The following is a 25,371-nucleotide window of genomic DNA, read 5'->3' on the forward strand; positions in this document are numbered from 1 at the left end:
GTCAGTAGAAGCCGCTGTAAGGGGAGTAACGGCTTATGGTGTGGATGCAGAGGCATCATTAGAAGGTGTACGTAGACAGTGGGCTTTAAATAAGAATGTAAGTGATGAGGCAAATGCAGCTATTGTTAAAGGAGCAGCGACAATTGCGCAATCCTATGAAGGAATAGATTTTACTGAATTAATTCAAGAAACGAATGAAATTGGAAACGAATTAGGAATTTCGCAAGATGGCGCACTGGGTTTAACAAACGCTTTGCTAAAAATGGGATTTCCACCTGAACAATTAGACATTATCGCTGAGTATGGAGGACAGTTAACAAGAGCTGGATATAGCGCTGAAGAAGTACAGGCTATTATGGAGGCTGGTGTTGAAACAGGTACTTGGAATATCGATAATTTATTGGATAAAGTATTGTCCCTATGGGTGGTGACATTCATAGAAAACTCCTTTAAAACGGTGGAACTCTCTATTATAGAGACAATACCGTGCCAAGCATTTAATAAATCAAAGATGTTATTTACTTAGTATATTTAGACAGACATTCTTTTACAGATGATTTAATTATTTTAAATTGATGATTCATTTTTACTGTTGATACTACTTTTAATTATTCAACAATCCTCTCTATTGCTGTAAGATATTGTATTAGGAGTGAGGGTATGGATAGAAGATTTTATATTTACGAATGGATAAGGCTTGATACTAACGAGCCTTTTTATGTAGGAAAAGGTAGTGGTAATCGAGCGTATCAAATTGATAAAAGTAGAAATAGGTATTTTAAAAATATTTTAAACAAAACTGAGGTAGCTGTAGCTATCATATCTAATAATTTAACCGAAAAAGAGGCTTATGACGCTGAAGTTTGGTTTATTTATGAATATAAGCATGTTTTAAACTACAAACTTGTTAATTTAGATGATGGAGGGCTTGGTGCGGTAGAAGGAAAGTTTAACCACATGTACGGTCGGAAAGGATCGTTACATCCAAATTATGGCGTGGTTGTGTCAGAAGAAACTCGCAGAAAGCAAAGTCTAGCTCGTTCTGGAAAAAGAAATGGAATGTACGGAAAACGTGGGGATTCAAGTCCGATATACGGACGTAAGAAAACTGAACAAGAGCGTTTAAATATAAGCCAAGCGTTAAAAGGAAAAAAGAAATCAGAAGAACACAAAAGAAACTTAAAAATAGCTAGAGAGAAAATAGACGTAGGTGGAGCTAATAACCCAAACTACGGAAACGGCCAAGCTATTGCAGGAGGTAAAAATCCCGCTGCTGTAAAAGTTAAAGTTACTGACAAGCTAGGTAATGTTACAATCTATGAAACGAAAGAAGTAACAAGTAAACAGTTTAAAATAAGTTTATATTTACTAACAAAGTTATTAGGTAAGAAAATTTCTGTAGAAGATGATTTTAATAGGCAAAAAAGTAAATATCGTCATTTAGAAGGGTACAAATTTGATTTGTTAGATGAAGGTGTAACGACTAGTCGAGAGACGTACACTATAAGCGAATGATAGTGGAAATGGGGAGCATCTAGGATCTGTTTTTGCTTAGATGATGATATAGTCTGGTCTTACTGGCGACAGTGAGCGGTCCTTTGAGGACGGGTAAAGTGTTGCGTACTTTACTGAACATAACGGGTTTAAAAGAAGGACGTATTAAAGCGGCTGAATTCGGTCAAGGTGTCGATAAAGCAATGACAGAAGCCCTTGAAGGTACACAAATTTCAGCAGAACAAGTTCAAAAATGGGGTCAAGCTGTAGCTAATGGTGGTAAAGAAGGTTCAGCAGCAATGACCGAGATTGCACAAGCTCTATCGCAAGTTGATGATGAAACAAAGCGTAATGAATTAGGTGTTAAGTTTTTCGGAACAATGTACGAAGATCAAGGGGAAAATATCATTAATACTTTGCTAGGAGCGAAAGATAAAACAGTCGATTTTGGAAAACAACAGGATAAATTGAATGACTCTATTAAAAAAATGGATGCAAACCCAGCAGTTAAATTTCAAAAAGCAATGCAGGATTTACAAGTTGCACTTCAGCCGGTTCTTAGTGTTATAGCTGATGTCGTTGCTAAAATAGCTGATTGGATTTCTAATAATCCTAAATTAGCAGCTACATTAGCAGCTATTGCCGTAGCTATTGGTGTAATTGCTGGAGCATTTATGGCTTTAGCACCAATTGTTGTCGTCATATCGAGTATAGGGGCTGCAATGATGGGATGGGTAGCGTTAATCGCTGTGGTTGTAGCTGCTGTAGTTGCCTTGGGCGTACTAATTTATCAAAATTGGGATTCTATAAAACAATGGACCATTGATGCTTGGAATGCAATTGGAGAGTTCTTAGTAGGAATATGGGACGGTATTGTGCAATGGGCAAGTGATACCTGGAATAGTATTAGTGAATATACATCGGAAGTTTGGAACTCAATTAAGGAGTTCTTAATAGGCTTATGGAATGGAATAGTTGAGTTTGTTGTAAGCTGGGGAACCGCTATTTTAGAAGCATATGTTGGTATTTGGACTTCTATTTTTAATTTCTGCATGGAAATTTGGAATGGAATTGTAGAATATCTTACTTCTGTATTACAAGGAATAGCAACTTTCTTCACCGAGGTATGGACTTCAATATCGACGTTCTTTCAAGATACCTGGAATGGATTAGTTGCCTTTCTAACTCCTATTTTGCAAGGGATTGCTGATTTCTTCTCTATGATTTGGAATGGTATTTCTACAGTGGTTCAAACTGTATGGAATTTCATTTCTCAATACTTACAAGCGATTTGGACAGCTATTTTGTACTTTGCAACGCCAATATTTGAATCGATAAAGAACTTTATTGGTTCTGTATGGAACGCTATTAGTTCAGTAGCAAAAACGGTGTGGAATGCTATAGTTTCTTTTCTTCAGAGTTGTTGGAATGGTATTGTTTCGGTTGCAACTTCTGTCTTTGAAACACTTAAAAATTGGATTGTGAATGTATGGAATGTTATTAGTTCCACCACAATGACGGTGTGGAATGCAGTAAAAGGATTTTTACAATCTTGCTGGAACGCACTAGTTTCTATAGTCACACCGATTTTTCAATCAATCAAAGATTGGATCGTAAATACATGGAATACAATTAGTGCCACTACAAGCGCAGTATGGAATTCAATTAAAAGTTATCTTTCTAGCTTATGGAATTCAATTGTTTCCACAGCTAGTTCAATTTTTAATAGCATTAAATCAGCCATTTCAACTGTTTGGAATATGATTAGTAGTACAAGTAGCAGCGTATGGAATGGTATTAAATCTACGCTTTCAAACATTTGGGAAGGTATTAAGTCAACCGCATCTTCAGTTTGGAATGGTTTAAGAGATGCTATTATGACTCCTGTTCGTTGGGTAACAAGCGCTGTTAGTGGTGCATTTAATGGAATGAAGTCAGCAGTATTAGGCGTGTGGGATGGAATTAAGAGTGGTATTCGTACAGCTATCAACGGAATCATTCGTATTATTAATAAATTCATAGATGGCTTTAATACACCAGCAGAATTGTTGAATGAGATCCCAGGAGTTAGCGCTCCAACTATTCCACATGTACCAATGCTTGCTAAAGGCGGAAAGCCAGTAGGTGATGGTTCATTTATCACAGGAGAAGCCGGACCAGAGTTATTTACGAAGAAGGGTAATTCAATCACAGTTACACCTTTATCATCGAAAGAAAAATCGCTTGGTATTACAGGGACTATGAATCAATTAATGGGTGACATGAGCCGTATGATGGCTAGTTCTATGAATCAGCTATCCGGATTAAAGTCTGTCATGAGTGGTGTGTATGGAAGTATGTCGAATAGCAGACAGGCGATGACAAATAATGTATCAAATCAAGTAGTTAATAATTCTTTTGGTTCATCAAGTAATGGAGTAACCCCAATGCTGGGTGGTGATTTAGTTGTGGAAGTTCCTGTTGTTTTAGATGGACGAGATGTGGCACGTGGTACTTATCGATATACAACCGAGTATCAAGAAAGAGAAGAAAAACGAAACTCAGACTTTTAGGTTTGGGTTTCTTTTATTTTATAAAGAAATGAGGTGTCAAAATGAGCTCTTTCAAATTTAACAATGAACGTAAAAAGTATATCCAAATTGCAAAAGGTTGGAAAAGACCAACTTGGGCACCATTGAAACGGAATTTTCTACTTACCCCAGGATATCCAGGAGCAAGATTATTAAATACACAAACAGAAATGCGTGTTTTATCAATTCCTGTAGGGATTATAGTTCCTGATGATGCTGATTTAGAAATGTTAAAAGAAGAAATTGCAAGTTGGTTAATAACAGATCAACCAGTAGAGCTTATTTTTGATGTAGAACCCAATAGAACATATTTAGCAGTTGTGGATGACAGTTTTGATCCAGATGAGTTTGTAACACTTGGAATAGGAACACTTACGTTCATTTGCCCAATGCCATATAAGTTAGGGCCTATACAAAATAAAACCCTTGCTATTGAGAACAGTGACTTAAAGTCTAACTTTATTAACAAAGGATCTGTAGAGTCTAATCCAATTATTGATATAACTGTAGGGGCAAAGAGTCCTTTTCTGGATGTATGGAACGGTCTAGAGTACTTCAGACTTGGTTATCCAGTCCCAGTACAGACGGTTGTAGTATCTAAAGAGGAACGTATTTTATGGGACGAAATGACCGACTTAACTAAATGGACACCGTATACTCAAAAAATCGGTTATATTCAGCCTGCAGGTAGTTTTAAAGTATGGCAAGGTTACGCATTCTATGCTGAAGATCATGGTAATGGTACCGCATGGCATGGGCCTGTAATGACTAGAGCAATTCCTCAAGATACTACTGATTTTATTTTAGATTGTCAATTTACAATACGTTCTAATAGAGTTGGTCAGATGGGTTCTGTAGCTGTATTCCTTCTAGGAGACAATGATGAAGTTATGACCATGTTAGATTTAACAGATTACTACAATACTATGCAGAACATTAATGCTAGAGTTGGTGTGGGTTGGATGGAATCTGAAGTTAATAAAGATAACTATAGAATTATCGAATCTACAGGTGGTATTCGTGAAGGATCATTTAATGACTTTAGAGGTCATTTGTCAATGAAGCGCGAGGGTAACAAGTGGTTTGCTAAAGTATCTAAATACAGAACGAATACAGAGATTGATAACGATACTGAATTAGATTATTGGATAGACGTAAGCAAGACGTCTAAGTATACAAGCATGAAGCCCAAAAAAATTGCTGTAGCAGTTACTAAATACGGAAATAATGATGCGATGGAAGTTGCGTTTGTTGAAGACGTTAAGTTTTACAAGATTAATCATTTCGATAAAGATGTAACACCTTATATTTTTGATATAGGAGATAAAATTCAAATAGACACAGAAAGATCATTAGTAACAATCAATGGAACAAATGCAATTGCACTAAAAGATATATTTAGTTCATTCCCTGTTATAAAAAGAGGGAAAAATGAAGTTATAATACGTCCAGCAAATGTAGGAATAGCAAAGTTAACGTATAGGGAGCGATTTAGATGAGTACACCAAGTGGAGACTTACATGTTGTTGATTTTAAAACAAATCAAATCGTTTCAGCTGTACAGCATAAAGACTATTGGGATGATAAACGTCATTGGGAAATTAAGAATAATATCGATACACTAGAATTTAGGGTATTCGAGAATACAGATCACGCAGCAACACTTGTACAGCAAAATTTAGTATTAAAAGAAGTGCGTGGCGGTAGAATCGTTCCTTATGTCGTTACAGAAACGGAAAAAGATTCTAAAGATAGATCATTAATGGTTTATGCATCTGGTGAATGGATTCAGCTTGCTAAAGCAGGAATTATTGAGCCACAAAAAATAGAAAGTAAAACATTGAAACAATGTATGGAAATAGCTCTTAAAGGGACGAAGTGGAAAATAGGTAAAACCGAACATGATGGAGCGCATTCAATGGTAATTGAAGAATTTACTGATCCATTGGATTTACTTAAGAAAATTGCCGCTTCATTTGAATTAGAAATTCAATATCGTGCTGAAGTTGTTGGGTCTAAAATCGTTGGCCGTTATGTGGACATGGTTCAGAAACGAGGAAGAGATACAAGAAAAGAAGTAACCTTTGGTAAAGATTTAATAGGAATTAAACGTATTGAGAATTCTCAAAGCATTTGTACAGCCTTATTAGGTTTTGTAAAAAAAGAAAATGGAGAATTCATTACAATCTCATCCATAAATAAGGGCGTTCCTTATCTTGTGGATGATGCAGCTTATCAACGCTGGAATGAGAACGGAAAACATAAATTCGCTTTCTACACTCCACAAACAGACAACCAAAATATGTCTCCAGAGAGACTGTTAACTCTAATGAAAACGGAAATGAGTAAGCTTGTGAATGCTTCCGTTTCTTATGGAGTCGATGCACAAAATATAGCAAGAATACCTGGTTTATCACATGAAGAAATCAATGAAGGAGATACAATTCGAATTATAGATGAAGGGTTTACACCTAAGCTATATCTTGAAGCTCGTGCTATTGCTGGTGATGAATCTTTTAAAGATCCTACACAAGATAACTATGTATTTGGTGATTATCGTGAAATCGTGGATCAAAATGATGAGTTGCGAAGGTTGTATCAAAAGATACTAAGTTCATTGTATGACAAGGTTCCGCAAGAGTTGTTTGACCAATTAAATAATAAAGTAAAGGAACAAAACAAAGACATCATTGATGCTAAAGATAAAGCTGATCAGGCTCAAAAAGAAAGTCAAACGGCAAAAGATTTGGCAGAAACAACGCAGAAATATATAGAGCAGAACATGGTTGATATTATCGAACAACCTACAGCTCCTACTGAGAATTTACGTGATGGAAAAACTTTGTGGATAGATAGTTCTGATCCTGAAAATAAGGTGCAGAAACTTTGGAAAGGTGGTCAATGGCAAAGGGTTACTCCAGATACAGGACCATTAAAGCAAAGTATTAAAGAGGTTAAGGAAGATATTGAAACAGCTAAAACAGAATTGAATCAAAAGGTTCAAAGTGTGGAAGGTAAAGCGCAAGAAATAGCTGGACAAATAGTGGATGTTCAAAATCAGGTTAACGGCAAAGTAGATCAAACCTGGATTGATAATCAGTTGAAAGATAAAGCTGATAAAACTGGTGTTTATACGAAAGATTACATCGATAATAACACTGTTGGTAAACAAGTCTATGAAACTGATAAACAAGGTAATATCAAGAAGTTCCAAGAAATCAGTACATCCTTTGAACAAACAAATGAAGCTATCAAATCAAAAGCAGAGAAACAAAGTGTTACGGATTTAGGGAATAATTTGTCACAAGTTTCTAAGGTTGCTAATGAAGCAAAACAAACCGCAGAGGGAAATATCAATACTATTACTAGTTTGCAAGCTACAGTAAATAAAATTAATGATGACGTAACTAATTTGCTAATTGATTCAGGTACATTTGAAGGTGCAATTAACGCTAACTTCCCTGAGAGATGGTACTTAAAGGGGGGCGGTGCTAAAATCTCAGTAGATGTTTTCAAAGGAAGTGCTGTATTTGAAACGCAATCAAGTTGGTCAGGTATCGGATACAATTTTAAAGACCTTATAAACCGAGGAGTCTTAAAGGTGGGCGATACAGTTAATTACAGCTTTTACGCTCGTTTAAAAGGATTGCCCGCAGGTGAAACAAGACCTCATGTATTTTTCTTTAGGGGTTCTGCTTCAGGCACTAGATGGACAGACCTAAATAAAGATTGGAAACGCTATAGCGTAACCTTTACTATTAACGCTGATATGATGGGCACTAGCGGGAACGTAGTAGAGAGTTTTATAAGAACGGAAATAGAAGCCAATACAGGAGCTACTGTATGGTATCAACAAAGTCAACCTCAATTAACTATAGGGGATAAACTTTACACTTGGCGAACAGCACCCGAGGATAACGCTACAATAGTAAAAAAATCAAACGAGATTAAGCAAACAGTAGATAGCAATATAAGTACAATCCAAAATATACAAAAAGATCAAGGGAAGCTTACTGAACGGATGGCAAAATCGGAGCAAACCGCAGATGGATTTAAAACTTCTATTGAATCGTTAACTAAGAAAGATACTGAGATTAGTAATAAATTAAATACAGTTGAATCGACTGTGGAAGGTACTAAGCAGACTATATCCGATATACAGCAAACAACAAGTAACCTGACAAAAACAACAAATGAAATAAAACAAACTGCTGATACTAATAAGCAAACAATTTCACAATTAAAAACCGACGTAAGTAATATCTCAGTAGGTTCAATAAACCTATCAAGCGGTTCAGAAACAGGGTTAAATAAACAGAACGTAACTGGAACCTGGTCAGACAGTAAACAAATGACTCTTTCCGATAAGATTAATTTCAGAAACAAAACGTTCACTATTTCTTTCTTATTTACTGGAAAAATGACGAAACTCAATTCAAATCCTTGGTTTGGTGTTGAAACAGCAATAACGTATGCAGATGGAGAACAAGAATGGAAATCTGTACGTGCAGATTCACCGTTAAAGATTAATGTAGATTATAAAGATGAACCTCTATCAGTCACGTTCAAAACAAAAGATAAGGATATAACTTTAATTAGATTTTACTATTCCGGTCGTAATATTGAGGGGGATTTAAACTCACATCATGCTAAATTTGAAGAGGGTAACATACGAACTACATGGCAGTCAGCCAATGAAGAAGTTACTTCTAAAGCTGATTTTACTAAAACAACAAATGAGATTAAGCAAACAGTAGATACGAACTCACAAACAATCTCGACGGTACAAAAAGACCAAGGTACAATGCAAACCACTTTGAATCAAGTTAAACAGACTACAGATTCTAATTCACAAACCATCACAACGTTATCTCAAACGCAAGGTAAACAAGGGGAGATTATTCAACAAAACACGAGTGATATCACACAGTTGAATAATCAGATTAAATCTAAAGTTTCTGAGACTCAAATGCAAAATTATGTAGGAGGATTAGGTTCTACTAATATGTTACTTAATACTGCATTTGAAAAGAGAGACATAGATAAGAACTCCGGTGCAATTACCAGTCGTACTCCTAGCTTCGATAAATGGATAGTTCCTGCTGGAGTAACTGTAGATGTTGCGAGACATCATGACGGCTACAACTCTGCAAAGATTGAGAAGACAGGACAAACCGATCCTGTATATGCGGGAATTAATCAAATAATACCTGTGACAAGCAGGAGTGGTGTATATGTTTACTCAGCATGGTTTTACACAGACAATAAATCATTGTTTGAAGGACAAGGCGGAGTCATTAAAATGCAACTGTGGAATGGTAACACAGCACTAGACCACGTACAAACAGAGCTTGAGCCACTATTAGTAAACGGCTCTTGGGTATTCGTAAGCGTTAAATTAGGAATGCCAAACAAAGACGTAACTCATATTAGAGCAGAGATTTGGGTACGTAAAAACGGTAGAATGTGGGTTTCTCAACCAATGTTACAACAAGGGTCAACTCCTTCTACATTCATGGAAAACCCTAAAGATATAGGAAACTATGATGCTCTAGTTGGTGAGATTGCTAAAAAAGTAGCTACTAGTGATTTCAACAATAAAGTCAATCAAATGGAGACGACAATTAATCAGCAATCTAACCGAATTGACTTAAAGGCAGAAGCTACAAATGTTTACACGAAAACAGAAGCGGACGGTACATTTGGAAGCAAAGCTATTGTAGAATCTCATAGTTCTCAGTTATCTGTAATGAGTAATGAAATTAGCACAAGAATTAAAGCTGGTGAAATAGCTTCCGCAATTAACCAAACAGCTCAAGCTGTATTGATTCAGGCTAGGAAAATTTATCTTGACGGATACATTGAAGCAAAACACTTAAGAGCACAAGAATTAGTAGGAGTTACTATCAAAACAGCACCACAGGGTTCTAATAGTAACCACATCCGCTTAAATGCACAGGATATGACTTTATATGGAAGTGGCGCTAATCGTGCTTATCTTGGGTTTATGGAGACAACAGATGGAAGTATTCAACCTTCACTCGTCCTTGGTTCTGACAATATTAAATACAGGGGTGCAGGAGCTTTCTATATTTATCAAGCGACTCCGCGAATCAATGGATTCGAACAACCTTCTAAAGCTTGGGCTAAATTTGGAATCTCTAAAGGAGAAAACGCTGAAGGGAACAATATATGGTCATCATATATTCAAATGCAAAATGATGGTGGTCATATGGACATATATGCAGATGGGAAGTTACGTTTAAAATCTTTGAATAATATTGAGATAGAATCTGAAGGATGGACATCTGGATCTGGTTCCTTCAGCGTGACCACAACGGAGCCTCATGCTTTTACAAATAACTGGGGACAGTTTACTTTCAAAAGAAAAGGCAGTGACTATAAAATACATTTCTTAAACGGCGCCACCGATCATGATTTAATCATGGGTAATGCAATGATAAGGTCAAGTTTTGTACAAGGTTATAACAATGGCTTGCAGATTAAAGATATGATGGGTCAGGGATGGAAAGATATAGAATTAAGAACGCTATATGCGCAAGAGGATGCGATAGCTACTCAAAATATGTGGGCAAAAGCCTTTAAGACTACATCGGCTAGAAATATGAAAGAAAATATAAAAGATATTCCTTTCTCAGCTCTTGATAAAATCATGAGTTTGGCTATAAAACAATACAACTTTAAAGACGATATGTATGATCTGTATCAAATGCGCGTGAACAAACCAGAGGAACAAACAGAACCATATACAACAAAAGAAATTGAAACCTATTTTGGTATGATTGCAGACGATACGGATGCTATATTTACAGATAAAGAGAAGCGGGCCATCAATTTATATAATACTGTTTCTATTCTTATTGCAGCTTTCCAACAGCAGTATCATCAATTTAACGAAGAGTTAACTACTGTTAAAGGTGATAATAAACAACTAAAAGAGCAGGTTGCAACACTGACAAACGATGTGTCTACATTAACAGATTTAGTTCAAAAATTAATAAGTGAAAAACCAGAGCAGCCATAAACTGTTTTTATTTTGCACAAAATATGGATTTTATTATAAAGAAGAAATATCAAATCATGATAAGATATCCTTAGATATAAATTTTAGGAGGAGACAAATTGGGGATTTTTTATCATGTTTCATCTATTCAGTTAGAAAAAGGAGTAAACCTAGAACCTAGATATGGTTTCACAACATGTGATTACAAATATTTCAGGTCCGATTCAAACAAGTACTCCCAATACTTAAAAGAACAAATCTTTGAAGATGTACGAAGGGACAAGTTTCCTTCATTACCTTCTCGTATTAAATCAGTATATTTATGGGACGAAGTAAAAAAAGCAGAGAATTACATTAAAAGGTATGAAAATAAACAGCAAGAGCATTTCATATATGAAGTAGCAGTTGAAAGTCCTGAATTTGCTATAAGTTATGATATGAGTTGGATGGATTTTAGTAATCTTCAATATTACGAGTCAGTAAAGGAAATGGCGAATTATTATTATAGCAGGAAGAGTGTTGAGGATAATTCATTGAATTTTGGTATCTATGAAGGACCAGATAATAAAGTAGAATCGATTTGGGAAACGTTATACGAAGGAAAAGTGATCGTTAAAGGTTTGATTTCTAGTAAAGTATTATAAAATCAACTCAAAGAGGGGCGAATAATCGTCTCTCTTTTTATTTTGAAATGAGGTGGTCAAGGTGGAAGGGTTACAAGAAGTAAGAAGCGATGTTCAAGAAATAAAACAAGATATCAAGGACATTCGTTTAGAGATTAAAAGTTTAGAAATGCGAACAACGGGTAACGAAAAAGACATTATCAATATCAACAAACAGTTAGATAAGATAAGCGCCAATACAACTTGGATCTTACGTCTCATTGTGGGTGGCATCGTTGGTGGCATTCTCACCATCTTAATGAAAGGAGGTGGTATGTAATGTTTGAAATAACTGTAATGATTGGAATTGTCGTTGGTCTTTCGCAGATTGGAAAAACAATCGGATTACAAACAAAATATGTTCCGTTACTAAATTTAACGCTTGGCATTATGCTAGGCGTTTTATTTATGGGCGGAGATATCAAAACAAATGTATTTCAAGGAATCATCATTGGACTGTCAGCGAGTGGATTATTTGACCATACAAAAATTATGAAAAAGGATGTTGATGCTAAATGAAAAAGACCATGAAACATATTCCCTCGTTACTTATGATTCTAGTACTTGCTAGTTCTTTTGCTACAAGTGCTTTTGCTGATAGAACGCTTATTATTCCTGATTTACCAAAACAACCATACCGTTATGGTGTAGGCGCTTATGAGGGCGTTGTAGCACATTCTACAGCAACTCCAGAAGCTCCAGCTATTAATATTCAAAAATATGAGTCTCGAACATGGAGAAATGCATTTGTTCACTATGCAGTCGATTGGGACGAAACAATCCAAATTGCTGATACAAAATACATTGCTTATGGTGGCGGTCCTGCTGCGAATAAACGATTTGTACATGTAGAGTTATGCGAAACAGCGGACTATACAAAATTCAAACGTAGCTATGACAAATACGTTAAGTTACTAGCCAAAATCTTACGTGTCCGTGGGTTATCTGTAGAAAAAGGATTGTGGACACATAGCGATGTAACTCATTACCTAGGCGGTACGGATCATGAAGATCCAATTGATTACTTAAAATCTCATGGCGTTTCGGAAGCTCAATTTAGAGCAGATGTACAACGAGCAAATAATAATTCTAGTGTAGATGTTTCTGTTCCTGAGAAGCCATCTAAACCATCGGAAGTACCAACAGCAGTAACAGACGGTATCACCTATATTGAAGGTTACAACGTGAACTTACGTAAAGGACCAGGTACAAGCTATTCTAAAATTCGTCAACTAAACAAACCTGAATCTTATATTGTGTGGGCGGAAAAGGATGGTTGGTTAAATCTTGGTGGAAATCAGTGGATTAAGAACGATCCATCTTATGTGAAGTTTAATAAGAAAAGCACAGTAGATTCTTCTATTGTTGGAAAGCGTGTTGTTTCAAAAGTTAACAATCTACGTTTCTATGATGCTCCATCTTGGCAGGATAAAGATGTGGCTGGTTCTGTAGATGCAGGATTAGGATTTACAATTGATGCGAAAGTAAATGTAAATGGTTCACCGCAATATAAAGTGCATAATAGCAAAGGAAAAACATACTATGTAACAGCAAGTGAAGCCTATGTGTATGTGAAGTAAGGAAATGGAAAAAGAGCATTCCTGGTTGGATGGGAGGAATAGTCTTTTTCTATATTACAGTATCGGCATTTTAATTATATGAATCTACTACATACAATATGACTCAAAAATAATAAAGACACCTTCCCCAGCTGAAGGTGCCTCATGTGGTGATTCTCTAGATGTATAAATAGTATATCCAATATTAGTGAAGGATAGAACTTATTATTGAACGATAAATGTATATGTTAAATATATTTTCACAAAAGAATAGTTTTATGTACAAAAATAAAAGCTGTCCTATTTGGATGGCTTTTTTAATATATATTTACTAATTCATCGAATTTAAATTCCGTATTCAGTCTAAATGCATCTGTACAATATACAGTTCGCATCATTGGATTAATATGTAATACATTTATGTACATGTCGTGAACTATTCCGTCACGATAGTATGAAATTAATATTTCCTCTTTATTTTGCATTGAATGCATAAGTCCACGCTCAATCTGTTCGCGCATATCTTCAGTGATCATTTGTTTAGGAACTTTATTCAAATCGTTTAGCATTTCCTTAATTCCGATAAATTGTTCTGGAAGTGAAGCCGTTTGTTATCAGGACATTTTTTAATTGTTGTAGTGATATTAATCCCTCTATCTTTGTACACATTTCTTCATACATAATTCTCCTATAATAGATTTTTATATTTTAACATTTGATAAGTAATACCCCGAAAATGAAAAATTCACATGAACATCCATAATATCATCTCTTATTTTCATCTAATTTTAAAATAAGTTTTTTATAAAAAATACTGACGCTAATTCAAGATATATTTCCTTGAATTATAACAAAAATAACTTCCCCGCAAACATTCTCATCTATCTTGATTGTGACCTTTTTAGGAATATGGATGAAAAAAAGCCTTTAATCTAAAATATTGTGAATAGATATTTAAACATACTTCATAAGTTTATAATAAAAATGGGAGTGATTTATATGATCCTTAACACATATCCACTTGTTTCTATTTTAATTCCCACATACAACAGGCCTCATTATTTTGAATTAGCTTTAGATTCAGCGTTAGCACAAACGTACCCACATATTGAAATTATTATTGGAGATGATAGTAATGACAATAAAACTCAAGAGTTAATTAAGCGATCTTATTTACCTGTATATAAAAATATTGTTTATATTCAAAATGCTGTTTCTTTGGGGCAATTTCAAAATGGCTTACTTTTATTTGAAAAAGCATCGGGGGGCTATATTAATTATTTAATGGATGATGACTTATTACATCCAGATAAAATACAAAAAATGATGGACTTGTTTTTAACAGATAAAAGTCTTTCTCTTGTAACATCATATAGGAATTTGATTGATGAAAAGGGGGAACATATACCTGATGGTCCTATCAATATTAAATTAAGCGAAATTACTACCAAATTATCTGGAATGGATGTAGGAAATCAAATGTTAATGAATTGTTGCAATTATATCGGGGAACCCACTACACCATTATTCAAAAAAAAACATTTAACAGAAGCTTTCGGATCTTTAAATGGAAGAAAATATAACTGTTGTGTAGATATGGCATCATGGATTCATTTATTATCAAAAGGAAATTTAACATATATATCAGAACCATTAAGCTCTTTTCGTATTCATTCTGGTCAACAATTACAATCAAATATGAAACTATTAGAAGGTATCGAAGATTTGACACATCTCATAACTGTATCTAAAAATTATGGTTTTTTACAAAATAAAACAGAATATCAAAAGGCTTTACAGGAAGTTTTACAGAGAATTTTATACGCTTTTCAATATTATAATAAAGATATGACAGACATGATACATCAACGATTAATTGAATGTGTAGACACTGTGAAAATAGAATTAAAACTTTTACAAAATCAGTTATGAAAACTTTTTTTAACTTACGCAGAATACGCTCACCTGTCACTAAATTTGTATCGAATAATTTTTTGTATAAATATGGAATACGTATTAATCGAGATGCACCATATCGTGGGATAGGGAATTTAAAAGTCCTTAAATTTGATACTGTATTAGTAAACCAAGAGGGAATTGATATTGAAAAAGAAATCACTTAATGGAAAATTTTTTGGAATACAACAAGATTCTTTTATTGTTCAGATGAATTTTTAAATGTTCTCTATAATACAATTTTTTCATATGTATCAGCTGTACTCCCTAATAAGGTTCAATATGTCGAGAAATTTTAGACATATATGAATTATTTTCAATACACTAAAATGTCACCCATAAAATTAAGTAACTTTACAGGATTATTTTAATACAATGGTATGAGTAGTTACCATTTTTCCATTTAGTTAATCTTTTTTTGCGTGTATGGGTATAAGAGAAATGATATCTCTTACCAAATACCAATTATGTGTAACACAGCTATTTAAAAATGGTAACGAATAGTAAGAACTCTTAGTATGGAAGGATAAATATAATGAATATTTCTATTATATTAATGGGTTTTATTATAGGAATATTAGTTGGAGTAACAGGGATAGGCGGAGCTGCATTACTGACTCCATTTCTTCTAACATTAGGTATAAGTCCTTCTGTAGCTGTTGGAACAGATCTAGTATATAATTCTATCACTAAAATGTTTGGAATATCCCAACACTGGAAACAGAAGACCATCAATTTTAGATTAGTAAAATATCTAGCTGTTGGGAGTATACCTAGTGCGGTTATTGCAGTAGTAACAATTTATTTTTTACCAATTTTTCATGATAATCGAGAGGGAATTATAAAATATATATTAGGATATGTTTTAATCCTTGCGGCAATTTCTATTTGTATAAAAACATTTTTCTATAATGAATCAACCCAAAATTATTTCCAAAAACAGACCATGGTACAAAAAAAGAACCTAACAATTCTTATTGGTGCAATACTTGGTTTTATCGTAGGACTTACTTCTGTTGGATCAGGCTCTTTATTCGCTATTGCAATGATATATTTATATCAACTGAGACCATCCGAATTAGTAGGAACAGATATTACACATGCTTTTTTATTAGTAACGGTTGCAAGCGTATTAAATATGAACTTAGGAAACGTAGATTACCCCTTATTAATTCACTTACTCATTGGTTCTATCCCAGGTGTCATACTTGGTAGTAAATTCTCCACTAAGATACCCGTTAAGCCTCTTCAAATATTTTTAGCTATCATTATTGGTGTTAGTGGATTAAAGCTAGTTATCGCTTATTAAAAATATTTTATGTTTTTGGTATATAAGATTGGAGGTTCAAAATGGATCATACAGAACTATATAATTTTATACTCAAGCAAGGGCGTGTACCTCATTTTCATAGAGATTTTCCTCTTATCTTGTTTTGGAGTCAAAAAAGCGGTTGCACCTCACTAGCACATTGGTTTTTTTATCAAATAAATTTATTTAAAGAAGCAATAAAATATGACTCGTTTATCCATAACTATGAGTATGATGTATATAAAAATTCTACAAACTATTTAATACAAGTAGCTACAGCATTACAAATAAAAGAAAAGGATACTTATAAATTAGTAAGAAACCCTTATAGAAGAGCAGTAAGTTCTTTTACTTCTCTCATTTCTCCTCCAAATATTTCTCACCCTGCATGGAGGCCTATTCGATCATTCCTTTATGGGGATGAGACATGCAACAAACCAATTTCTTTTAAATTATTTTTGTATTACCTAAAAGCTCATATGACCAAATTGGATGAGGTTGACCCTCACTATACTCAACAATATATCGAGGGAGAAGAAGAATTTGTTACAAACTATATTTATCTAGAAAATTTCAACACAGGTATTTCAAAACTAGAAGAGGAGTATAAATTAAAAAAATCACCATTAGATCTATTATCAAAATCTTGGCATTATCAAGCGAGTAAGATGATTTACAAAGGAGTTTATGCAGAAGCTGATATTACAAACCCTATTTTCCCACGATTACCTACTTATGATAGTTTTTATGACAAAGAAACGATTCAATTGGTTCAAGAGGTATTTGCAAAAGATTTTAATATGTATCATTATGATTTAAATTCTATTTCTTAAAATAAAAATGTTCAAAGCCTGCTGTATTAAGGGTTCTCTATATAAATATGCTTTTGAAACCCGTGCTTTTTCTGAAACTGAATTAAAATTAATTTTTTGTCCTTCTTTAATCATTAACTGTATTACTTTATTCAGTCGATATTGCGTTTTCTTCTTTTTTTAGAAGCGTAATTCAATAACCACGTTGTATTTGGATGTTTATTACCCATTAATTTTCCGCTTCTCTCCTATATATTCACGTTTATGTTTTCGGATACCAAAAATTCCAATTTCATTTTTCAATGAATCTCTAATTTCCTTATACTCATTAAGTTTTCGTTGAATCAATTCAATAGAACGAATGACGGAAGATTATCGTGAAAATTCCGTAGAAGAGTTTGGTGAAAAAGAAATGGAAAGGTGGATGCATTAGCGGATGAATTAAACGAAGTGGTAAATAATCATTGGTTTAATCAAATAAAAAAGTGCTAACAAGTTTGCAAACGAACTTGCTAACACTTTTACAGAATAGATATAAAATATCGCTGATATGTCACTTAGAAAAATAGGATTATCCTAACGTTTATCACAAATTCACAATACTTATGAAGATAACCATAATATCAAGAATATAATCATCCAGATATTCCTTTACTTTTAAGACGAAAACGAGGCATGATATTGATTTCTACCTCAGAGTTTGCGTCAAATAATAAAAAAATACGGTTTGTAAAACTAAAAATACAACAAGCTACAACCGGCATGAAATGGATTAAGATATTTAGAAATTTAAAAGATGATTTTCAAATAGGGGGAGAGGTGGATTTAGACCATATTCTCCAATATCCGAAAGATTATATTGTAGGAGAAAATAAAAGGGTGTTATTTCCATACAATGAGAGAATTTATAAAGTTCAAGGTACTAAAATAGAACCGGGTATAACAGTAAAGGAAAGAGAGTATTTATTTAAAGAATTTCAGCGTAAATTCTCTTATTTCACAATACTTCCAGAATGTAAAAAGGTAGCAACAAATAACAAAAATGAATTATTTCCTTTATTTGCACCAAAAGGATTAGAGACATTAACATTAGAAGTTTGGTCTGAAAATATAGCGCTGGAAATAGAACAAGCATTACTTGATAGCGAAATTGTTTTGACTAAAGTTGGTGAAAATTCGTATGTATTGAATACAGATTTTCCAGTGTTATTAAAGATTGTGAGATACAATATTGAAAAGGTGTTACAAAATCCATATAAAATGCAATATTGCCAAAAATATAAAACAAATCTTGTAGATGATGTTAAGAAAGCTGTCTATACTACCGCGGGTAAGCGCAGTGATGCGACATTAGCATTAATCGCGATGAAGAATTGTGATGGACGCGAAAAAATTGATCCAAAACAAATCATTAGAGAGGGATTTGCACGAACAAACCGTATTTCAACATTTATTAATTTATTTATAGGACAAAATGTATCTCGTAAAACAATTGTAAATAGTATTTTTAGTCTATTAGAACAAAAAGGATTTTTGAGGCGTAGTTGGAATAAGATAAATTTACCTTGTACATATGTTAGTTTATCAATTGAACGAATATCGAAATTCGATTTCTTACCTATTTTTTCAAAAATAAAAGGAAAAGAAATTTTATATAAATTATATGGGAGTACAGAGTGGCAAACGATTGATTACGTATTATTAAATATAAATAAACATAATGCATTTTTACCACAACCATCAAAGAGAAATGATATGGGGGCTCTTTTTAAACAATATGTTTTCGAAACATTAATGGAAATTGTACAATATGCAAAAGACCAAAATGAACAAGTTTACTTCATTGTAGATGCAAATTTGAGAAAATATTGGATAAAAGAGTTACAAAATAAAGAAATTAATATAGATATTTTACCTGATATTGTTCCAGAGGTGTTAAAGGTTCCAAATTTAAATATTATTAGAATAAATACAGGTTTTGATGTACCAAGTTACGGTGTAATAGAATCTGATGATGCTCTAGATAGCATTGGCTTATATGCAGATCAAAAAGGGATGTATTATAGCACTGGTGAATATTCACTTAATTGTAGTGGGATTTTTCAGCGATATATACTTGAAATTTTACCATTGGGTGTAAAACCTGTAGAAAGGGATTATATCGCTAAAATGATACATTACATGTGCTGTAATTCTAGTATGCTTTCGAAAAAGAATGTACACATGACATATTCCGTACATATGGAAAAAGTAATGAAGACTTATATTACTGACATAGATGCAAGAGAGTTTAAAGAATTTGATGATGAATTGGATGTAGATGTAGTAAAGGTAGAAAAGAAAGATTCAATTACTCTACTTTAAATACTAGTAAACAAATCCTGCTCGTTATATCGATCAGGATTTGTCATTTTTTTATGTAAATAAGGATATCCTTTGTCAAGTATCTTTTCGTTTACATATTTACTTTATGTGCAGACAGGATTAATATGTTTTTTAGAAATACAAAAACTATATCATATGGAAAAAGATTTTTATTAATTGAAAAAAATTGAAAGGAATGGGGAATTGTGAAGAAATTAGATGTGCTCTTAATGCTATTGAGCGGCCTCTTTCCAATTGCAGGACTTACAAAGCAAATCCCTCTAGAACAATCTATATATATTGGAGGGCTTTTATTTTTTACTAGTTTCGGTAGTTATTTTGCTAAAAAGATGTATTCACGTATATGCAGCTGGATAGCGTATGCGCCATTTATAACATTACTGTTAGTTATTTGGCATCAGGATATTTCAACAAGTTCAATCATAGCAAATGCGAAAATTGCTGCATGTGTCGCGTTAATTCCATGTTTATTCCGTTTTCGTACATATGGACTTACTTTGGGCTTATTCTCATTATGGGCCGCTTTACTATGGGATATAAAAGAAGTACAGTCGTTAGTCATACTTGAACGCATAACGAGTTTAATGACAAGCCATTATGTATATATATTACTATTAATTGGAGGACTTGTATTAGGAGGATTACTTGCGATGTTCATTCACCGCAAAGAGAAAGATAATCAAGAAAATATAAATCTACTTGGACCAAAAAAGAAACGCAAAAGATTATCAATTAAGATTCGACTTCCAAGATTGCCGAAATTAAAGATGAAACTATTTAAGTTTGGTGGGAAAGAATCTAAAAGTAAAATGCCAGAAAAGATCCATGAGTATAAGTACGAAGAACCAGTTGCAACATATGAAATGACAGAGCAAATAGATCCATACAAAGAAAATGCAGTTCAAGGTCAAACAAGGATGGAACGCCGAAGAAATAGGTATAATGCATAATGAAGTTTAATAACCCCGTAATGACTTATCTTAATATTGATAAATCATTACGGTTTTTTTATGTAATGAAATGAAGGTTGCTATTGCGGAGGGGAATAGCATATTTTATAGATAGGAACTAAAATAAGGGGAGGATAAAATGCTTATCATTACATATATATCTGCTTGTATATTATTCTTAGTTAGCTTTTTACATGTATATTGGGCTTTCGGAGGTAATTGGGGGACAAATAGTGTTATTCCAACTAAATCAGGGGAAAAGGCGTTTACACCTCGCGCCGGAATGACATTGTTCATTGCATTATTATTAAGTATGGCAGCAATAATTTTGTTGCAACAAGCAAATATTGTTCATTTTGCAGTTCCTAATGTTATTATTCAAGTCGGTTCCTGGATTTGTATGATTGTCTTTTCTATTAGAGTGATTGGTGAGTTTAACTATTTTGGTATCTTTAAACGACAAAAAGATACGCACTTTGCAAGAATGGATACCAGTTTATATATTCCACTTTGTGCATTTTTATCTTTATCTTTCTTATTAGCAATAATTTTGTGAGTAAATAATAGTAGTTTCTTTTCTCAACATATATGTAAACGTGAGAAATCTAAGAGTAAATAAAATGGATGTAAGCGCCTTCTTGTCGAAATGTAAATTATTATGAAAGGCGGTGACACTATGAAGTATGTAAAAGTTAGTATGAATGGTGGAAGTGAACATAAATTCTCAATGACTTTAGATCGGTTTAAAGAACTTATTACTACAGAGAATGGGATATTAGAAAATAAATTAGTATGTATTGAAAATGTAATGATTAATCCTACTAATATATCTTCTGTAGTTGAAAAAATTGGTGTACCGGCTAAGTTTATGGAAGCTTAAAATCGTTAGATAAAAAACATCCATTGAGGATGTTTTTTAATTTATAAATATGAAATTGTACAGTGAATATTTGAGTAGATTTTTTAGCAATGACTATGCATATATTAAGTACCTGAACATGGTGCTTAATACATGCACGAAATAATAAGTACAAGCATATATTATGTAGTAGGACAAGATCTTCGTGTCCTACTTAATACTCAGAAAAAACCTCTAATCACATAAGAGCAGCCAATTGCAGGGTGCTCTTATTTTTTATGAAAATCTACTATGAGCCTTATTTTATAGTAGGATGTAATAATAAAGGGCTATTTTGAAATAGTGTTTTTTAGCCTTTAATGTTAAATTTATCTTTAACGTTAATAAATATTAAAAATAATATGATAGCAGAAATTAAGTTAGATAAGTAGAAATTTTGATGAAACAGTAGTTCAAAGATGACATCGAAAGTAACGAATAAGGCAATAGCAGGTAGTATGCAAATAAATATAAATCTCCAATTTTTTAAGTAATGTTTATAATTTGTAAGTACTTTATCCATAAATATAGCTCCTATATTTTTGTTTTTATATAATTATACATTTAGATACAAAGATTTTCAAAGTAAAATATTTAGCAATTCAAAAATATAAGGAGAGCTTTTGTTGAAAATCCAGATTGCTGTAGCAATCTGAATTTGACTTTAAAGAACTACACTAAAATGATACACTATAGTCTACGTTATTTTTGAAATGAATAGAGGGATTTGTGTGATAGATAAAATTAAAAATGCTGTAGAGGATATGTACGAAGATGAGGCTAAAGATTTACTTCAAAGTATTCTCATACAGTTAAACTTATTAGAAGAAAACTATAGTGAAGATACAATTAAAAATTTGATGGATATTCCGAAACAATTAACGAGTAATCCTACTTATAAAAGGAATGTAAAAGAAAGTACGCACGTACATATTGCTTTTGATGATTCAACGGTTGGTTGCTTAAAATATATGTTAAGTCAAGAAGAATTATTTGAAGAGAGTGTTGTTGCTTTTTCGGAATTCTTTTCAATTGGACCGATATATAGGTTGCATACGAATGAGGGGCAACTAGCAAGACAGAAGTGGTTAATAAATAACTTAACTGCTTATGATAGTTATTTTGAAGAAGAATATTTATCAAGATTTATAGCAACTATAGAAGAACTACATACTATTCCTGTTGAAACGCCTATTACAATTTGGAAGGCTGATAATGCACATGAACATGTAGGCCTAAGTTTTGTAATAGCACAATTAAAGGATAAGAAAAACATTCGAGTTATTAATACGTCTGAAGCAAGTAGAGAAATATTAAAACAAGAGTATGATATTCGTGGAACGGGAGAATTACCACCTGAAAGTTTAGCTCTATTCCAAAAAAGTTTTATAAAGTTACCTTATTTAACTGAAGAGAAGCGAATGAAGTTTGAACATGAGTGGGATAAATTATCGGAAAGCATAGAATGTTTAAGAGTGTGGAAAGAAAATGAAGTGCATTCTGTACAAGAAGATTATTTTGATCAATTTATAATTGAATGCGCGAAAAGTGTGGGTGCTGATCGAGAGTTCCTCAAAGCTCCTAGAGTAATTGGTGAAGCACTTGGTCTTGTTGAACAATTGGTTGGAGATACTTTCTTAGAATATCGCTTGAAACAATTAATTAAACAAGAAGTATTTGAATTTGAAGGTACGTTAGATGAAATGCGTTTTTATAGTGTGAAGTTAAGGAAATAATAAACACATTCTATTTTTGAAAGGCTCGTATTTTTAATAATACGAGCTTTTTAAGTTGAATTTGGGCTATACACAAGCTTCCCAGCGAGGGCATATCACATATGAATGGTAAAGGTAATGAATGAAAAGAAGGTGATTTGTTAATATGTATAACCAACAAAATTATCCATATGATCAAGCGATGTATTACAATCCACAAAACTACGGGTATGAACCTACAAATGAAGTAAGAGATATTGAACAAGAAGATTACAGACCAGATGATGCGGAAGATGCTCCAACGTCACCACCACCGTCACAAGCGCCGTCGTTACCGTCTACATTTGCTTCTCCGGCACAACCAGGTAATATGAAATCATGGATGTGTAACTGTCTAGGAAGATGGGGCTATTTACGCTTACATCGTCCTGGTCCTTTCGGAAGGGATTTATGGTTCTTCCCGACTGAAGTGAGAAGAAATGGAGTGTCAGGTTACACGTGGCAAGGTGGTCGTCGTCGTAAAGTAAGTTATCGCTATCAACAAATTAGTAATTTTATGTGCTTCGCATAAAGAGAAGTGAGAGAGTGAAACGATTTTACTCTCTCACTTTTTTATTTTTCAATATACGAAGTAAGATTTCGATTAAAAATTTACAATTTTCACGTTTTTATTAGAGTATAATGCATATGTTGGGTTGGTTTTCAAAAACAAATGAGAGTGAGGGAATACAATGTCAATGAAAAACAAAGTTGGACTAAAAATAGAGGATGGCATTAATTTAGCTTCAGCTCAATTTAAAGAAGATGCGTATGAAATTTATAAAGAATCTAGAAAAATGCAACCTATCTTATTTGTGAATAAAACTGAACTAGGAGCGGAATGGCTTGTCACAAGATATGAAGATGCCTTGCCGCTTTTAAAAGACAGTCGCTTAAAAAAAGATCCAGCCAATATATTTCCTCAAGATGCATTGAATGTGTTTCTTACAGTTGACAATAGTGATTATTTAACTACTCATATGTTAAATTCAGATCCACCTAACCATAATCGTCTACGATCACTCGTACAAAAAGTTTTTACACCGAAGATGATCACGCAATTGGAAGGAAGAATACAGGATATTGCAGATGGTTTGTTAAATGAAGTCGAGCGAAAGGGTTCATTAAATCTTGTTGATGATTATTCGTTCCCTTTACCTATCATTGTAATAAGTGAAATGCTCGGTATTCCAAAAGAAGATCAAGCGAAATTTAGAATTTGGTCTCATGCTGTCATTGCTTATCCAGAAACACCAGAAGAAATAAGAGAAACTGAAAAGCAACTATCTGACTTTATTACATATCTTCATTATTTAGTTGATATTAAAAGAAAAGAGCCAAAAGAAGACTTGGTGAGTGCTTTAATACTTGCAGAGAGTGAAGGGCATAAACTTAGCGCTCGGGAATTATATTCAATGATAATGCTATTAATTGTAGCAGGACACGAGACGACAGTGAATTTAATTACAAATACGGTATTAGCACTTCTTGAAAATCCAAATCAATTACAGTTATTAAAAGAAAACCCAAAATTAATTGATGCTGCTATTGAGGAAGGATTACGATATTATTCTCCAGTTGAGGTTACAACTTCAAGATGGGCAGCGGAGCCATTTCAAATTCACGACCGAACAATCGAAAAAGGAGATATGGTTGTCATTGCCTTAGCTTCTGCAAACCGTGATGAAACTGTATTTGAAAACCCAGATGTATTCGAGATTACTCGGGAAAATAATCGTCATATTGCCTTTGGTCATGGTAGTCATTTCTGCTTAGGCGCCCCACTTGCGAGGTTAGAAGCAAAGATTGCTATTACTACTTTGTTTAATCGAATGCCTGAACTACAAATAAAAGGGAATCGTGAAGAAATTAAATGGCAAGGTAACTATTTAATGCGTTCTTTAGAGGAATTACCTTTAACTTTCTAGAATAGTTAAAAGGAGACATGCATACATCGAAAATGATTTACATAGAGTATGTATGTGTTATTTAAATTCG

At 33.4% G+C, this 25,371-nt stretch carries 21 protein-coding genes and 1 pseudogene; 19 read left to right on the forward strand and 3 right to left on the reverse strand.

Features of this window, described 5'->3' with window-relative positions; genetic code table 11:
* From MR136_RS10610 to MR136_RS10650, 9 genes and pseudogenes are all read left to right on the forward strand, one after another.
* A pseudogene (locus MR136_RS10610) lies at positions 1-526 on the forward strand (hypothetical protein); the annotation flags it as partial.
* 134 nt (positions 527-660) lie between these two features.
* Entirely contained in the window at positions 661-1,515 is an 855-nt protein-coding gene (locus MR136_RS10615; protein WP_157418563.1) for an NUMOD3 domain-containing DNA-binding protein, read from the forward strand.
* 182 nt (positions 1,516-1,697) lie between these two features.
* The gene (locus MR136_RS10620) at positions 1,698-4,046 is read left to right on the forward strand and encodes a phage tail protein (RefSeq protein ID WP_242259446.1); all 2,349 of its coding nucleotides are present in this window, start codon (positions 1,698-1,700) and stop codon (positions 4,044-4,046) included.
* A 41-nt stretch (positions 4,047-4,087) separates the two neighbouring features.
* Positions 4,088-5,563, forward strand: coding sequence for a distal tail protein Dit (locus MR136_RS10625; RefSeq protein ID WP_242259372.1), 1,476 nt, complete (start codon positions 4,088-4,090; stop codon positions 5,561-5,563).
* The gene (locus MR136_RS10630) at positions 5,560-11,109 is read left to right on the forward strand and encodes a phage tail spike protein (protein ID WP_242259373.1); all 5,550 of its coding nucleotides are present in this window, start codon (positions 5,560-5,562) and stop codon (positions 11,107-11,109) included. The genes MR136_RS10625 and MR136_RS10630 overlap by 4 nt, the downstream gene beginning before the upstream one ends.
* A 98-nt stretch (positions 11,110-11,207) precedes the next feature.
* Positions 11,208-11,732: a DUF2441 domain-containing protein gene (locus MR136_RS10635; RefSeq protein ID WP_242259374.1), complete on the forward strand. Its 525-nt coding sequence runs from the start codon at positions 11,208-11,210 to the stop codon at positions 11,730-11,732.
* Positions 11,733-11,793: 61 nt separating this feature from the next.
* The gene (locus MR136_RS10640; RefSeq protein ID WP_242259375.1) at positions 11,794-12,030 is read left to right on the forward strand and encodes a hemolysin XhlA family protein; all 237 of its coding nucleotides are present in this window, start codon (positions 11,794-11,796) and stop codon (positions 12,028-12,030) included.
* Positions 12,030-12,269 carry a hypothetical protein gene (locus MR136_RS10645; protein WP_000461723.1) on the forward strand — a complete coding sequence of 80 codons (240 nt, stop codon included), beginning with the start codon at positions 12,030-12,032 and terminating at the stop codon, positions 12,267-12,269. Before MR136_RS10640 ends, MR136_RS10645 begins: the two co-directional genes overlap by 1 nt.
* Complete coding sequence (locus MR136_RS10650; RefSeq protein WP_242259376.1) at positions 12,266-13,330, forward strand: N-acetylmuramoyl-L-alanine amidase; 1,065 nt, start codon at positions 12,266-12,268, stop codon at positions 13,328-13,330. Before MR136_RS10645 ends, MR136_RS10650 begins: the two co-directional genes overlap by 4 nt.
* 296 nt (positions 13,331-13,626) lie before the next feature.
* Here MR136_RS10650 and MR136_RS10655 read toward each other — a convergent pair whose 3' ends face one another.
* On the reverse strand, positions 13,627-13,878 hold the full coding sequence (locus MR136_RS10655) for a YolD-like family protein (protein WP_242259377.1): 252 nt from the start codon (positions 13,876-13,878) through the stop codon (positions 13,627-13,629).
* Positions 13,879-14,308: 430 nt separating this feature from the next.
* Here MR136_RS10655 and MR136_RS10660 point away from each other — a divergent pair, with 430 nt between their 5' ends.
* The 3 genes from MR136_RS10660 to MR136_RS10670 all read left to right on the forward strand — a co-directional run bounded on the left by MR136_RS10660 (position 14,309) and on the right by MR136_RS10670 (position 17,407).
* A complete protein-coding gene (locus MR136_RS10660) occupies positions 14,309-15,241 on the forward strand; it encodes a glycosyltransferase family 2 protein (RefSeq protein WP_242259378.1) in 933 nt (310 codons plus the stop codon).
* Between the two features lie 559 nt (positions 15,242-15,800).
* A complete protein-coding gene (locus MR136_RS10665; protein WP_150158974.1) occupies positions 15,801-16,574 on the forward strand; it encodes a sulfite exporter TauE/SafE family protein in 774 nt (257 codons plus the stop codon).
* A gap of 41 nt (positions 16,575-16,615) precedes the next feature.
* A complete protein-coding gene (locus MR136_RS10670; protein ID WP_242259379.1) occupies positions 16,616-17,407 on the forward strand; it encodes a sulfotransferase family 2 domain-containing protein in 792 nt (263 codons plus the stop codon).
* On the opposite strand, the gene MR136_RS10675 is transcribed toward MR136_RS10670, so the two are convergent.
* Positions 17,390-17,521: a DUF6262 family protein gene (locus MR136_RS10675; RefSeq protein ID WP_242259380.1), complete on the reverse strand. Its 132-nt coding sequence runs from the start codon at positions 17,519-17,521 to the stop codon at positions 17,390-17,392. The two genes, MR136_RS10670 and MR136_RS10675, sit on opposite strands and share 18 nt — an antisense overlap.
* A 546-nt stretch (positions 17,522-18,067) precedes the next feature.
* Here MR136_RS10675 and MR136_RS10680 point away from each other — a divergent pair.
* The 4 genes from MR136_RS10680 (at position 18,068) to MR136_RS10695 (ending at position 21,601) form a co-directional block, all read left to right on the forward strand.
* Positions 18,068-19,750, forward strand: coding sequence for an RNaseH domain-containing protein (locus MR136_RS10680; RefSeq protein WP_000626130.1), 1,683 nt, complete (start codon positions 18,068-18,070; stop codon positions 19,748-19,750).
* A 206-nt stretch (positions 19,751-19,956) separates the two neighbouring features.
* Positions 19,957-20,721, forward strand: coding sequence for a DUF3959 family protein (locus tag MR136_RS10685; protein ID WP_000732187.1), 765 nt, complete (start codon positions 19,957-19,959; stop codon positions 20,719-20,721).
* 139 nt (positions 20,722-20,860) lie between these two features.
* A complete protein-coding gene (locus MR136_RS10690) occupies positions 20,861-21,277 on the forward strand; it encodes a DUF3995 domain-containing protein (protein WP_000905572.1) in 417 nt (138 codons plus the stop codon).
* A gap of 120 nt (positions 21,278-21,397) precedes the next feature.
* A complete protein-coding gene (locus tag MR136_RS10695; RefSeq protein ID WP_000878372.1) occupies positions 21,398-21,601 on the forward strand; it encodes a hypothetical protein in 204 nt (67 codons plus the stop codon).
* A 328-nt stretch (positions 21,602-21,929) separates the two neighbouring features.
* Here MR136_RS10695 and MR136_RS10700 read toward each other — a convergent pair whose 3' ends face one another.
* Positions 21,930-22,142: a hypothetical protein gene (locus MR136_RS10700; RefSeq protein WP_000362068.1), complete on the reverse strand. Its 213-nt coding sequence runs from the start codon at positions 22,140-22,142 to the stop codon at positions 21,930-21,932.
* Positions 22,143-22,350: 208 nt separating this feature from the next.
* Between MR136_RS10700 and MR136_RS10705 the strand changes: the two genes are divergently transcribed.
* The 3 genes from MR136_RS10705 (at position 22,351) to cypA (ending at position 25,301) form a co-directional block, all read left to right on the forward strand.
* A complete protein-coding gene (locus MR136_RS10705; RefSeq protein ID WP_078421451.1) occupies positions 22,351-23,355 on the forward strand; it encodes a DUF1835 domain-containing protein in 1,005 nt (334 codons plus the stop codon).
* Between the two features lie 145 nt (positions 23,356-23,500).
* Positions 23,501-23,905, forward strand: coding sequence for a hypothetical protein (locus tag MR136_RS10710; RefSeq protein WP_000282687.1), 405 nt, complete (start codon positions 23,501-23,503; stop codon positions 23,903-23,905).
* Between the two features lie 160 nt (positions 23,906-24,065).
* Positions 24,066-25,301 (forward strand): cytochrome P450, encoded by a 1,236-nt coding sequence (gene cypA / locus MR136_RS10715; RefSeq protein WP_000062092.1) that lies wholly within the window; start codon positions 24,066-24,068, stop codon positions 25,299-25,301.
* Positions 25,302-25,371: the final 70 nt, after the last annotated feature.

The organism is Bacillus cereus group sp. BfR-BA-01311 (assembly GCF_022664295.1).
Classification (GTDB): Bacteria; Bacillota; Bacilli; order Bacillales; family Bacillaceae_G; genus Bacillus_A; species Bacillus_A cereus.